15 protein-coding genes are annotated in these 12782 nt (G+C 72.8%); 5 read left to right on the forward strand and 10 right to left on the reverse strand.

What is annotated here, in order from left to right:
* The first annotated feature begins 339 nt into the window (after positions 1-339).
* Positions 340-747 carry a DUF1304 domain-containing protein gene (locus L2C96_RS39330; RefSeq protein ID WP_020422624.1) on the forward strand — a complete coding sequence of 136 codons (408 nt, stop codon included), beginning with the start codon at positions 340-342 and terminating at the stop codon, positions 745-747.
* A 3-nt stretch (positions 748-750) separates the two neighbouring features.
* Here the strand turns inward: L2C96_RS39330 and L2C96_RS39335 are convergent, their stop codons facing one another.
* The gene (locus tag L2C96_RS39335) at positions 751-1128 is read right to left on the reverse strand and encodes a VOC family protein (protein WP_026153251.1); all 378 of its coding nucleotides are present in this window, start codon (positions 1126-1128) and stop codon (positions 751-753) included.
* Positions 1129-1241: 113 nt separating this feature from the next.
* Between L2C96_RS39335 and L2C96_RS39340 the strand changes: the two genes are divergently transcribed.
* Both L2C96_RS39340 and L2C96_RS39345 read left to right on the forward strand, forming a co-directional pair.
* On the forward strand, positions 1242-2021 hold the full coding sequence (locus L2C96_RS39340; protein WP_237339720.1) for an IclR family transcriptional regulator: 780 nt from the start codon (positions 1242-1244) through the stop codon (positions 2019-2021).
* A 35-nt stretch (positions 2022-2056) separates the two neighbouring features.
* Positions 2057-2281 carry a hypothetical protein gene (locus L2C96_RS39345; protein ID WP_020422626.1) on the forward strand — a complete coding sequence of 75 codons (225 nt, stop codon included), beginning with the start codon at positions 2057-2059 and terminating at the stop codon, positions 2279-2281.
* 2 nt (positions 2282-2283) lie between these two features.
* Here the strand turns inward: L2C96_RS39345 and L2C96_RS39350 are convergent, their stop codons facing one another.
* Genes L2C96_RS39350 through L2C96_RS39370 form a run of 5 tightly spaced genes read right to left on the reverse strand, consistent with a single transcriptional unit; the run spans position 2284 to position 6458 of the window.
* Positions 2284-3012, reverse strand: a complete 729-nt coding sequence (locus L2C96_RS39350; RefSeq protein ID WP_237339721.1) for a class I SAM-dependent DNA methyltransferase — start codon at positions 3010-3012, stop codon at positions 2284-2286.
* Positions 3013-3050: 38 nt separating this feature from the next.
* Positions 3051-3851: an alpha/beta fold hydrolase gene (locus tag L2C96_RS39355; RefSeq protein ID WP_237339722.1), complete on the reverse strand. Its 801-nt coding sequence runs from the start codon at positions 3849-3851 to the stop codon at positions 3051-3053.
* Positions 3852-3873: 22 nt separating this feature from the next.
* Positions 3874-4848 (reverse strand): RNA polymerase subunit sigma-70, encoded by a 975-nt coding sequence (locus tag L2C96_RS39360; protein WP_237339723.1) that lies wholly within the window; start codon positions 4846-4848, stop codon positions 3874-3876.
* Entirely contained in the window at positions 4841-5251 is a 411-nt protein-coding gene (locus L2C96_RS39365; protein WP_020422630.1) for a PPOX class F420-dependent oxidoreductase, read from the reverse strand. The genes L2C96_RS39360 and L2C96_RS39365 overlap by 8 nt, the downstream gene beginning before the upstream one ends.
* 40 nt (positions 5252-5291) lie before the next feature.
* Positions 5292-6458 (reverse strand): helix-turn-helix domain-containing protein, encoded by a 1167-nt coding sequence (locus L2C96_RS39370; protein WP_237339724.1) that lies wholly within the window; start codon positions 6456-6458, stop codon positions 5292-5294.
* A gap of 148 nt (positions 6459-6606) precedes the next feature.
* Here L2C96_RS39370 and L2C96_RS39375 point away from each other — a divergent pair, with 148 nt between their 5' ends.
* The gene (locus tag L2C96_RS39375) at positions 6607-8424 is read left to right on the forward strand and encodes an NAD(P)/FAD-dependent oxidoreductase (RefSeq protein ID WP_237339725.1); all 1818 of its coding nucleotides are present in this window, start codon (positions 6607-6609) and stop codon (positions 8422-8424) included.
* A 49-nt stretch (positions 8425-8473) separates the two neighbouring features.
* Here the strand turns inward: L2C96_RS39375 and L2C96_RS39380 are convergent, their stop codons facing one another.
* Positions 8474-9448, reverse strand: coding sequence for an SDR family NAD(P)-dependent oxidoreductase (locus L2C96_RS39380; RefSeq protein WP_237339726.1), 975 nt, complete (start codon positions 9446-9448; stop codon positions 8474-8476).
* 132 nt (positions 9449-9580) lie between these two features.
* On the opposite strand from L2C96_RS39380, the gene L2C96_RS39385 reads away from it, so the two are divergent.
* Positions 9581-9805, forward strand: coding sequence for a hypothetical protein (locus L2C96_RS39385; RefSeq protein WP_237339727.1), 225 nt, complete (start codon positions 9581-9583; stop codon positions 9803-9805).
* A gap of 96 nt (positions 9806-9901) precedes the next feature.
* Here the strand turns inward: L2C96_RS39385 and L2C96_RS39390 are convergent, their stop codons facing one another.
* The 3 genes from L2C96_RS39390 to L2C96_RS39400 are packed head-to-tail and all read right to left on the reverse strand — an operon-like array spanning position 9902 to position 12607.
* Entirely contained in the window at positions 9902-11269 is a 1368-nt protein-coding gene (locus L2C96_RS39390) for a tripartite tricarboxylate transporter permease (RefSeq protein WP_237339728.1), read from the reverse strand.
* Entirely contained in the window at positions 11266-11670 is a 405-nt protein-coding gene (locus L2C96_RS39395; RefSeq protein WP_020422636.1) for a hypothetical protein, read from the reverse strand. Before L2C96_RS39395 ends, L2C96_RS39390 begins: the two co-directional genes overlap by 4 nt.
* 16 nt (positions 11671-11686) lie before the next feature.
* A complete protein-coding gene (locus L2C96_RS39400; RefSeq protein WP_237339729.1) occupies positions 11687-12607 on the reverse strand; it encodes a hydroxymethylglutaryl-CoA lyase in 921 nt (306 codons plus the stop codon).
* Between the last annotated feature and the right edge of the window lie 175 nt (positions 12608-12782).

The following is a 12782-nucleotide window of genomic DNA, read 5'->3' on the forward strand; positions in this document are numbered from 1 at the left end:
CACTGCCACCGGCACTCCGGCACCGTCCTGCCACGCACATCCCGCGCCAGGACTGGCTGTGAGCGGCAGGCGCGCGTTCTCCGGCCGCGCGAGCCGTGCCCGTACCGGGCGCGTGATGCCTCCGGGCGGCGCAGTTCCCGGCTGGGCAGCCGGGCGCAGGACCGCGGCAACCCTCGCACCGCGGCGGCGCAGCGCGCGCGTCGGCACCACCGCCCGAGCGACAACCACCGCCCAGACAAACACCCCCCAGACAAACACCCCCCGGACAACCACCCCCCGGACAACCACCACCCGAACGACAACCACCACCCGAACGACAAACACCACCGGGGAGGTGCCGTGAACGTCGTGGCTCAGGTGTTCGCCGGGGTGGCCGCCGCGTTGCACGTGCTCGTCTTCGTGTGGGAGGCGCTGCTCTTCCGCCGGCCCGCGGTGCACTGGGGCGTCTTCCGCATCCGCAGCGAAGACGTGCCCGCCGTGCTGTTGTGGTCGTTCGGGCAGGGCTTCTACAACCTGTTCCTCGCCGCCGGGACGGTCATCGGGCTCATCGCCGTCAACACCGGCCAGGCCGAGGCCGGGCGCGCGCTCGTGTACTACACGTGTGGCTTCATGATCCTCTCCTCCCTCGTGCTGCTCGTTTCCGACCGGATGGCGCTCGGCCGCGAGAAGGGCGCCGGGCTCGGCGGGGTGGCCGCGCAGGCCCTGCCACCGATCGGCGCGCTGCTCGCGGTCGCGATCGCGGGGTGACCGTCAGCCGTGGTGCACCGCCTCCACGTTGTGCCCGTCGGGGTCGCGCAGGAACACCGCGTAGTAGCCCGGGTGGTACTCGGGCCACTCGCGGGGCGCGTGCAGCACCTCGACACCCGCCTCGACGGCCGCGGCGTGCACGGCGTCGACCGCGTCCCGTCCGGGCGCGCGGAAGGCCACGTGCAGCTCGCGGGTTTCCGCGCCGCCCGCGGAACTCAGCCAGAAGTCGGGATTGCCGTCCGGCCCGGCCATCCCCACCACCACACTGTCGCCCGCGGGAAAACGCATCGCCTCCCGCAACCCGATCGGCCCGAACACGCGCTGATACAGGGCGGCGGACGCCTCGACGTCGGCCACCTGAACTCCGAGATGATCCAGCATGCGCGGAGGCTAACCGGCACCACCGACAATTTCCGGCCCCCACGTTCCGGGGACCCCAGAGGTCCACAATAGACAGACCGCGAAACCCGGAATAACCGTGGTAGCGTTCCTCTATGGGGGAAAATTCACAAACACTGCAGTCCGTCTCGAACGCCTTGCGCCTCGTGCTGCTGCTGCGCGCCCAAGCGGACGTCGGGGTGACGGACGCGGCGCGGCACCTCGGTGTCGGTCCGTCCACGGCGCACCGCCTGCTGACCACCTTGCAGCAACACGGCTTCGCCGAACAGACCCACGGCGGCCGCCGCTACCGCATCGGCCCGTCGATGACCATGTCCAGCGAGACGCAGGCGGTCGAGCACTGCCTGGAAATCGCGTACCCGTTCATGCAGCAGCTGCGCGACGAATCGCGGGAGACCGTGCACATCTCGGTGCTGGCCGGCGCGCGGGTGAAGTTCGTCGCCGCCGTCGAATCGCCGCTGCTGATGCGCGTCGCGAGCCGGGTCGGCCTGAGCATGCCGGCGCACGCGTCCGCCGCGGGCAAGGTGCTGCTCGCCGAACTCACCGACGACGAGCTGACCGGGCTGTACCCGGACGAGGAACTGACCGGCGCGACCGACGCCGGCCTGCACACCCGCACCGCACTCCGCGCGGAGCTGGCGCGCGTGCGGGCCGAGGGCTTCGGGCGCAACACCGGCGAGTCCGAGGAGGGCCTGGCCGCGCTCGCGGTGCCCATCCCGCGCGCGACCGGCCGCGTGCTGTGCAGCCTTGCGCTCACCGGTCCCCTGTTCCGGTTCAACCCCGATCCGGGCGCCGGCGTTTCGCCGCGTGAGCTGGAGCTGAGGACCATGCTGCGGCACGCCGCGGCGCAGATCGCGAAGCAGCTCGTCTTCTGAGGGGCACAATGGGCAGGGACCAGAGAGGGGGCGCCATGCCCGACGAGACCACGCCCGAGGGCGACTACACCGAATCCGGTGTGCCGAGCTTCGACTTCGTGCGCGACCGCATCGAGAACCGCTACGCGACGGCCCTCGGCTCGACCGAACTGGCCGGGGAGACCCCGGAGGCGGCCTCGTTCGACGAGAAGATGGCCGACCGCGACCGCGCCGCACGCGACAAGCTGGAGGAGATCCGCCGCTCGATGCGCGGGGAGTGAGGTCAGAGCTTCTGCCAGACCGAGACGTGCTTGCGGCTCTCCCCGGTGAACGGCTCGCGCGCCCAGTCCGCCCACCGCTCCCGCAGGCGCATCCCGGCCAGCTCGGCCATCAGGTCGAGCTCCGAGGGCCAGACGTAGCGGAACGGGATCGACCGGAAGGCGCCGCGGCCGCCGGTCACGTCGACGTAGTTGGAGCTCATCGCCTGCGTGGCCACGTCGTACACGTCGTAGGCCCAGCTCGACGCGCCGACGTGGAACGGCACGACCGTCTGGCCGGGCGGCAGCTGCCGCAGCGCGGGCACCCCGACCTCGATCACGAAACACCCGCCCGGCCGGAGGTGCGCCGCGGCGTTGCGGAAGCACGCGACCTGGTCGGTCTGGGTGGTCAGGTTCATGATCGTGTTGAAGACCAGGTAGGCGACCGAGAACTCCCCCGGCACCCTGGTCGTGGCGAAGTCGCCGATCGTCACGCCGACCGCGTCGCCACCCGGCTTCGCGCGCAGGCGGGCCACCATGGCGCGGGAGAGGTCGATGCCGTGCACCGGCACGCCACGCGCGGCGAGCGGCAGCGCGATCCGGCCGGTGCCGATGCCCAGTTCGAGGGCCGCGCCGTCGCCGGCGAGCCCGGCCACGAACCCGGCGGCCGACTCGACCGCGGCGGACTCGAACTCCGGGCCCTCCGACTGGTCGTACGTCGCGGCGACGTCCTCGCCGAAGTAGCCGTCGTCCATGGGCGGGACCGTAGCGCGGGGCCGCGCGGCGGGGCGCGTCATTTTCCGCCGAGGAACTCGTCGAGCACCTTCGCCGTCGCCTCGGCGGGGATGCCGTGCCCGGCGCCGCCGGGGACCTCGGCGTACCTCGCCCGGGCGAGATGCTCGGGCAGCGCCCGGGCGGCTTCGCGCAGGCCGGGCCAAGTCTCGCTGCCGCTGAGGACGAGGACGTCCAGGTCGAGAGCACGCATGGCCGCGGTGGGCAGGTTCGGCGCGGCGGTGAGCGTGGCGTCGTAGACCAGGCTCTGCGCGACGGCCTCCAGCTGCGGCCACATCGGGGAGCGCCGGATCTGCTCGACCGCCTCCGGCGGCAGCCCGATGCCCTCGATCTGCATCGTCGCGACCGCGTCACCGCGCCTGCCGTCGCCGATCAGCGCGGCGAGCTTCCCCGCCAGGTCCCGGGCCGAGCCGGCCAGACCGCCGAGCGCGAACGGCGGCTCGTAGAGCGCGACGCGGGTGATCGCCGCACCGGCGGCCGCGGCGTGCAGCGCGAGGATGCCACCTGAGGAGAAGCCGAACACCGCGGCAGGCCCGCCCTCGGCCGCGAGCACGGCGTTCAGGTCCTCGACCTCGCGCTCGACCCGGTAGGTCGCGGCCTGATGCGGCGGAATGGCGTCGTCGCTGTCCCCGCGCCCCCGCCGGTCGACGCACACGACGGTGTACCGGTCGCGCAACACCGCCGCGACGGGAGCGCACGCCGTGCGGTCGTTGAAGGCGCCGCCGAGGAACACGACGAGCGGCCCGCTGCCGTCCCGCTCGTAGGCGATGCGAGTCCCGTCCGCCGAAGTCACCGTCTGCATGCCGTCCTCCTTCACCGGGGTTTCAGTGTGCCGACGAACGGGCTCGCGGCGGGAGGACATCCGGGAAGCCGAACCGCCGCACCAGTGTCGGCTCGCCGAAGACGGTGATCTTCGCGATGCCCGTGGGGGTCACCGTGAGGACCGCGAGGCCGAACGCGCGGTGCGCGCCGTCGGTGAGGCGGTACGTCACCGCCGCCGGCTGGTCGTTCGCCGTCGTCGGCAGCATGCGCCACTCGCCCGGCTTGCCGATCACGGCGGGAGTCCTGAGGAACGGCAGGCAGGTGCGGCGGCCGGCGAACCACGTCGGCGAGCCGACCACCTCCAGCGCGGCGTCCTGGCGCAGCGCGCGTTCCAGCAGCGCGACATCGGACTTCTCGAACGCCGCCATGTACTGCTCCAGCAACGCGCGTGCCTCGGGCGCGGACGGCTCCGCCAGCTCCTCCGGCGCGGCCACCTCCGCCAGGCTCGCCCGGGCCCGTTGCAACGCGCTCTTCACCGCCGCGACGGTCAGCCCGAGCATCCCGGCGACCTCGGCGGCCGGGAACGCCAGCACGTCCCGCATGATCAGCACCGCCCGCTGCCGCGGTGGCAGCACCTGCAGGCTCGCGATCAGCGCCAGCCGCACGCCCTCCCGCGACTCGGCCGCCGCCGCGGGGTCCACCGGGATCGGCTGCAGCCACGCCACTCCCGGCGCCTCGCCGGGCGGCGCGGCCGGGTCGTCCGACGGCGGCGCCAGCCCGGACGGCAGCACCCGCCGCCCCCGGCCGCGCAACGCCGTCAGGCACACGTTCGTCGCGATCCGGTACAGCCAGGTGCGCACCGACGCCCGCCCCTCGAACGCGCCGAACGACCGCCACGCACGCAGGTACGTCTCCTGCACCAGGTCCTCGGCATCGTCGAGCGAGCCGAGCATCCGGTAGCAGTGCGCCAGCAACTCGGCGCGGAACGGCTCCGCCACACGGGCGAAGCCGCCCTCGGTGGTTCCCACGTCAAGCACTCTGCCTCACCTCGGCCGGCGGGAAGAGGTTCACCTTCTCCGGAAAGATCCGCACCACCACGCGCTCGGCGTCCGGCTCCGGCGGCGGCTCCTGCCCGCCCATGTACAGCCGGTACATGACCACCGGCAGTTCCTTCCCCGGATCGGCGGTGATCTCCACCCGGCCGCGCACCTCCGCGTAGTGGCCGGTCACCCTGGACACCACGAGCAGGCTGAGCCGCGGATCGCGCTCCAGGTTGCGGGTCTTGCGGCGGCCGCGGAGCGTGCTGAACACGATCGTGCCGTCGTCCTCGCACTTGACGAAGACGACCGACGACTGGGGACGGCCGTCGGGGTTGCTGGTCGAGACGATCGCGAAGTGCGGTTCGCCGACGAGGCGGCGGACGGTTTCGGGCAGTGTCATACCGGTACCGACTCGCGGGCGGCCGGAAAGGAATCGGTCTTCAGCGCACCGTCATGCGCACACCATCGGCCAGCCGGTACGGGCGCGTGTCCACCAGCGCGCCCAGCAGCCGCCGCAGGCGCGAGACCTCCGCGCGCACCGTGACGACGTGCTCGGCGTCGCCGTACAGCGCGCGGCTCAGCGCCTCCGCCGACAGCCCGGCCGGCCCGGCGCGGTGCAGCAGCACGAGGATCTCCGCGTGGCGGCGGGTCACCTTGCGCCGCCAGCCGGTGTCGCCGCCCTGAAGCGTCAGCAGCGGGGTGTGCGTGAGGTCGAGGTCGAGCGTCACCCGCCGGTCGGGTCCGGCCGGGCGGATCAGCCAGCCCTCGGCCAGCCGTTCGGGCAGGCACGCGCCGAGCCCGGGCACCGCGATCGGCTCGCCCGCGGACGGCGCGGCGATGCGGTCGCCCACCGACACCCCGGCGCCCGCCGCGACCCAGCCGTGGTCGTCGACCAGCAGGGCGGGCCCGGTGGCCAGCAGTGGCTCGCCCACCTGGCGCAACCGGTCGAGCCGCCGCTGGTGCCAGCGCCAGATCTGCGCCTCGGTGAGCCTGCGGCCGGTCTCCACCAGCGCCCCGATGGCCGGGTGCAGCGTCAGCGCGGGGCCGCTCACGTCGATCACCCCGAGCAGCTCCCCGGTGCGCGGGTCGTGCACCGGCGACGCCGTGCAGTACCACGGGTGCTGGTTCTGCTCGAAGTGCTCGCCCGCGAGCAGTTCGACCGGGGCGGCCTCGGCCAGCGCGGTGCCGATCGCGTTGGTGCCGACGCGCTCCTCGGTCCACTCCGCGCCCTCGAAGAACCCGAGGTCGTCGGCGCGGCGGCGGACCCGGGACGTGCCCTCGCGCCACAGGATGACGCCGTCGGCGTCGGTGACGACCAGCAGCACGTGCGGCATCCCGCCGAGCACCTGCTTGAGGTCGCCGACCGCGTCCCGCAGCGGCGAGTTCTCCCGGCGCCTGGCCAGCTCGTCCTCGCTCAGCCAGTCGCGGGTGTTGAGCCCGTCGGCCTTCAGCCCGAGCCCGATGACCCGTTCCCAGGACCGGGACACGACGTCGCGCGGGCGCAGCGGCGGACGGCCGCCCGCGATCACGGCGTCGTGCATGCGGACCAGGTCGCGGGCGTAGGCGGGCAGGCTGCAGCCAGGCGGGACTGCGCCGGGCACGCTCACGGTCCACCTCCGCACCACTGCGTCGACGATCGAGCATAGGTGCCGCTCACGCGCTCGCCAAGGCGTGCAATTCGCTGCAACCGTTGCCGGTCACCCGACCGGCGGGCTGTGATCGGAGTTACATCCCCAACGGCGAGGAGGAGTGGCGATGACACAGACGATCGACCGGGAGGCGCCGGCGCGGTCGCCGCAGGCGCGCGTCGACGCCTGGCTGGAGCGGTTCGAAGCCGCGCTGGCCGCCCGCGACGTCGAGGCGGCGGCGGGCATGTTCGCGGTCGACAGCTTCTGGCGCGACCTGGTGGCGTTCACCTGGAACATCAAGACCGTCGAAGGCCGCGAAGGCGTCGCCGACATGCTGTCCGCCTGCCTGGACGGCACGGATCCGTCCGGTTTCCGCACCACCGAGACCCCGACCGAGGCCGACGGGGTCGTCGAGGCGTGGCTGGAGTTCGAGACCGCCACCGGCCGCGGCAAGGGCCACCTCCGGCTCACCGACGAGGGCGCCTGGACGTTCCTGACCAGCCTGCGCGAGCTGAAGGGCTTCGAGGAACCGCAACGCGAACGCCGCCCGAAGGGTGTGCGGCACGGCGTCATCCGGGGACGCCGGGTGTGGGCCGAGGAACGCGAGCTGGAGAAGAAGGAGCTCGGGTACGAGCGCCAGCCCTACGTGGTGGTGATCGGCGGCGGGCAGGGCGGCATCGCCCTCGGCGCGCGGCTGCGGCAGCTCGGGGTGCCGGCGCTGGTCGTGGACCGCCACGAACGTCCCGGCGACCAGTGGCGCAAGCGCTACAAGAGCCTGTGCCTGCACGACCCGGTCTGGTACGACCACCTGCCCTACCTGCCGTTCCCGGAGAACTGGCCGGTGTTCGCGCCGAAGGACAAGATCGCGGACTGGCTGGAGATGTACACCCGCGTGATGGACGTGCCGTACTGGACGCGGTCGGAGGTGAAGTCCGCGTCCTACGACGAGGACACGGCACAGTGGACGGTCACCGTCGACCGTGCGGGTGAAACCGTGGTGCTGACGCCGAAACAGCTCGTGTTCGCCACCGGCATGTCGGGCAAGCCGAACATCCCCTCGTTCCCCGGGATGGATGTCTTCGAGGGCGACCAGCACCACTCTTCGCAGCACCCGGGCCCGGACGCCTACGCGGGCAAGAAGGCCGTGGTGGTCGGCTCGAACAACTCCGCGCACGACATCTGCGCGGCGCTGTGGGAGCACGGCGCGGACGTCACGATGGTGCAGCGGTCCTCCACGCACGTGGTGAAGTCGGACTCGCTGATGGAGATCGGCCTCGGCGACCTGTACTCCGAGCGCGCGGTGGCCGGCGGCATGACCACCGACAAGGCCGACATGGTGTTCGCGTCGCTGCCCTACCGGATCATGCACCAGTTCCAGATCCCGGTGTACCAGCAGATCAAGCAGCGCGACGCGGACTTCTACGACCGCCTGGAGAAGGCCGGTTTCCTGCACGACTGGGGCGACGACGGGTCCGGTCTGTTCATGAAGTACCTGCGGCGCGGTTCCGGCTACTACATCGACGTCGGCGCCTCCGAGCTCGTCGCGAACGGCGACATCAAACTGGTGCGCGGCCAGGTCGACCACCTGACGCGCAACGCCGTGGTGCTCGCCGACGGCACCGAACTGGAGGCCGACCTGGTGGTGTACGCGACCGGGTACGGATCGATGAACGGGTGGGTCGCCGACATCGCCGGGCAGGAGATGGCCGACCGGGTCGGCAAGTGCTGGGGGCTGGGCTCGGGAACGACGAAGGACCCCGGCCCGTGGGAGGGCGAGCAGCGGAACATGTGGAAGCCGACCCAGCAGCCGGGGTTGTGGTTCCACGGCGGGAACCTGCACCAGTCGCGGCACTACTCGCTGTACCTGGCGCTGCAGCTGAAGGCCCGGTACGAGGGCATTCCGACGCCGGTGTACGGGCTGCAGGAGGTGCACCACCTGTCGTGACGCTTCCGGGGCCCGGCCGTCGACGGGGCGGCCGGGCCCCGGGTTCCACCTACGCGAAGGCGTTCACCCCGGTCAGCTCCGCGGACAGCGCCCACAGGCGCGCGGCCTGCTCCGGGTCGGTGGCGTAGTCGCGGACGCCGAGGAACATCGCCGGGCGGCCAGGGCCGGACGGGAGCGGCTCACCCGAGGCGGGCCCGGCGATGTCGCAGTCCTCGCAGTACACGCCGCCCATCCCGGCCAGTGCCGGGGAGGTCGCGGCCCACACCTGCGTCGCGGCGCCCTGCTCGGGGGTCTTGAACCAGTCGGCGACCGGGGTGCCGTTCTCGTCGACCCAGCCGTTCGCGATCTGCTCCGCGAGCGGGATGTGCCGTTGCAGCGGGGTCAGGATGCTGCCCGGGTGCACCGAGAACGCCCGCACACCCGACGGCTTCCCCAGCTCGTCCAGGTGCACCGCGAACAACGCGTTCGCGGTCTTCGCCTGCCCGTAGGCCTGCCACTTGTCGTACCCGCGCTCGAACCACAGGTCGTCCCAGCGGATGCCGGAGAAGTGGTGGCCGCGCGAGGACACCGACACGATCCGCGCGCCCGGCGCGATCGCCGGCCACAGGCGGTTCACCAGCGCGAAGTGGCCGAGGTGGTTGGTGGCGAACTGCGCCTCCCAGCCGGGGCCGACGCGTGTCTCCGGGCAGGCCATGATCGCGGCGCTGTCGATCACGACGTCGATGCGCCGGCCGGAGGCCAGGAACCGCCCGGCGAAGTCCCGCACGCTGTCCAGGTCGCCCAGGTCCAGCTCGTCGACCTCGGCCAGGTCGCCCAGTGCCGCCTTGGCCGCGTCCGGCCTGCGGGCCGGGACGACGACGTGCGCGCCCGCGCCTGCCAGCGCGCGGGTGGTCTCCAGGCCGAGTCCGGAGTAGCCGCCGGTGACGATCGCGAGCCTGCCGGAGAGGTCGATCCCGCGCAGGACCTCCGAGGCGGTGGTCGACGCGCCGAAGCCGGATCCGATGGGGTGCTGTGCCGTGGTCATGGCGGCGACGCTAGGTGCTGGAGCGCGCTCCAGGTCAAACCTGGATCGGGGACTTGACTGAATCTACAGTCCGAGCTACACATATGACTGTCAGCGGTGTGGACGCAGGACCTCCCCCGGGAGTGATTCGCGATGCCGGACGTGCTGGAGCAGCTCGGGTTCGCCGACCTGGTGTGCGACGACCCGGACTGGCTGCGGGACGAGTTCGCCGCGATCATCGACGCCAACTTCGGCGAAACCTCGCGCCCGCGGCCGGAACCGCCCCGGGTGCCGCTCCCCGAACCGGCCGGTCGTCCGGCCCGCGCCGCACGGACCTCCCAGCTCTGGCGGCGACAGCGCTCGCCTCCGCGCTCGTGAAAACCCGTTGGCCCGCGACGAAAGGAGGGACGACACCCGGAACATCCGCGATCTCTTCCTGAGCCCCGCCGCCCCTGCGGCGGGGCACTTCACGTCTCAGCCGAGCACGATCGGCACCAGCAGCACGGCGACGTAGTAGGCCATGAACTGCACGCCGGAGGTCATGCCGAGCATCCGGTTCGCCAGCCCGCCGACCGCGCCGACCGTCAGGCTCACCGCGAGCGCGATCGGCCCGCCCTCGTACCAGGCCACCACGGCGATCAGCGCCACGAACGCGCCGATCAGCGCCTCGTGGCTGATCCGCCGCGCGACCCAGCCGCTGGCGGCCCGCGCGTAGCGCATCGCGAACGGGTACACGACCAGCCCGGCGATGACCACGCCGATCAGGCTGAACACCAGGAACTGCCACGAGCTGAGCAGGGTGTGCAGGTTGTGCACGCCCCCGTCCGGGCCCTTGACCGTGTAGACCGGCGGCGCGTTGAACAACGCGGCCGCGGGACCAGCGGCGACCGGGCTCAGCGGCAGGCCGAACGCGACGAGCGGGATGAGCGTCTCGGCCAGGTAGGTCGACTCCGTTGTGCCGTTCTTGACCGCCATCAGCGTGGTCAGCCTGCGGTACGGGTGCTTGATCCGGGACCCGGTGATCTCGCCGGCGAGCACGGTCGCGGCGACCGGGCTGAGCATGAACGTGGTCGAGGTGACCCCGGCCGCGGCGGCCGTCGCCGCCGTCTGCCTGCCGTCCAGGACCCGCAGCGGGTTGGGGATCCACCGCCGTCCGGTGCCGCCGTCCGGCGCGAGCCAGAACGGGCGCGGCCCGGTGCGTTCCAGGGTGCGCCGCCCGCTGCGGGACGACGCGATCAGCAGGTCCACCACGAGCGGGCCGATCGCGATGCCGAGGAAGAAGCTGATCGACAGGCTCTTGTCGAGCTGGTCGGTGGCGACCGTGTTGAGCCCGGTCACCAGCAGCGCGAACGGCACGATCGCGGCGACGCTGGCCCACCGGCCCGGCGAGAAGTAGCCGACGAAGATCGCGGCCGCGCCGAACACGAACGGCGCCACCGTCTTGATCGGGCCGGCCAGCGGGGCGAGCAGGGACGCCACGCCGACCGCGACCGGCACCGCGATCAGCGCGGCGACGAGCCCGCCCGCCAGTGCCTTGCGCAGCGCGATGTGCGGGGCGCCGAGGCGGCGCAAGGCGGTCGCGTCGTCGAGCAGCGGCACCGCGGTCGTGTCGCCCGGGATGCCCAGCAGCGTGGTGGGGATCGCGTGGGTCATGTGCTTGCTGACCGCTCCGGCGATGAAGAACGTCAGCACCCCGGCCGGCGGCACGCCGAGCAGCACGACGAGCAGCGTGACCGGCGCGAGGGTGGAGGTCTCGTCGGTGCCGGAGACCAGTCCGATCGCCGCGAAGACGACGGCGCCGAGCAGGCCCATGCCCAGGGCCCACAACAGGTCCGGGGTCATGCCCGCACCTCCTGCGCGGTCTCCCGGACCAGGCCGAGCTCGGTCATTTCGGCCCGCACGCGCGGCGGCAGCCCGGCGAAGGACTCGGCGGTGCCGCCCATGCGCTCCAGCTCGGCGATGGCGGCTTCCCGGTCCGCGGCCTGCTCGGCGCCGAACGTCCGCTTCGGGCGGAACAGCCGGGCGCACACGGCCGCGCCGAGCACGCACGCGGCCAGCCCGGCCAGCAGCGCGTAACCGCCGGCCAGCGACGGCGTGTCGACCAGTGCGCCGAACAGCGCCTTCGCGCCGAGGAAGACCGGCAGGCCGGCGGCCACGCAGATCACGATGGACGCGGCCAGGTGCCGCAGGTCGACGGCGTCGTTCCAGACGACGACGTAGGGCTTCTCGTCGTTGAGTGCCAAGGCTTTCTCCGTTGGGTCAGGCGCCGGTGAGCGCGCGCAGGGTGCGGGACGGGCTGGGCCGGCCCAGGTGCCCGGCGAGCCAGGCGCTGGTTTCGGCGAGTTTGGTCAGGTCGACACCGGTGTGGATGCCGAGCCCGTCGAGCTGCCACAGCAGGTCCTCGGTGGCGAGGTTGCCGGTGGCGCTCTTGGCGAACGGGCAGCCGCCGAGGCCGCCCGCCGAGGCGTCGACGGTGGTGACGCCGCGCTGCAGGGCGGCGAGGGTGTTCGCCAGCGCCTGCCCGTAGGTGTCGTGGAAGTGCACCGCGATCCGCCCGAGCGGGACGCCCGCGGCGACGAGCCCGTCGAGCAGCGCGACGACGCGGCCCGGCGTGGCGACGCCGATCGTGTCGCCGAGGCTGAGCTCGGTGCAGCCCAGGTGGAACAGCCGGGTGGCGACCGCGATCACCTGGGGCAGCGGGACTTCGCCCTGCCACGGGTCGCCCCAGCACATCGACAGGTAGCCGCGCACGTTCAGCCCGGCCTCGCGAGCACGGGCCACGACCGGCGCGAACACCTCCAGCGACTCGCCGACGGACCGGTTGAGGTTGGCCCTGGCGAAGCCTTCGGTAGCCGAGGCGAACACCGCGATGTCGGTGACGCCGAGGTCCAGTGCCCGCGCCAGGCCGCGCTGGTTGGGCACCAGCACCGGGTAGCGCACGCCGGGACGGCGGTCGAGGCGGCGCAGGACCTCCTCGGCGTCGGCCAGCTGCGGCACCCGGTCCGGGCGGACCAGGCTGGTGGTCTCGATGACGGTGTGCCCGGCGTCGGCGAGCCGTTCCACCAGCTCGACCTTCACCGCGGCGGGCACGAGCGCGGGCTCGTTCTGCAGCCCGTCGCGCGGGCCCACTTCCCAGATCGTCACCGCGGACGGCAGCCCGGGCAGCCGGTCGACGGTCATGACCGGCTCTTCGCCCGCAGCTCGGCGAGGACCTTCTCGGCGTGGTCGGCACGGACCTTGCGGTCGGCGACCAGCCGCGCGACGACCGCGGGCACCTCCGCGGCGGTCGCGCCGACGGTCGTGGCGATGTTGCGGGCGTGCAGCGACATGTGCCCGCGCTGGATGCCCTCGGTGG

This window comes from Amycolatopsis tucumanensis (assembly GCF_021654135.1).
Lineage (GTDB): Bacteria > Actinomycetota > Actinomycetes > Mycobacteriales > Pseudonocardiaceae > Amycolatopsis_E > Amycolatopsis_E tucumanensis.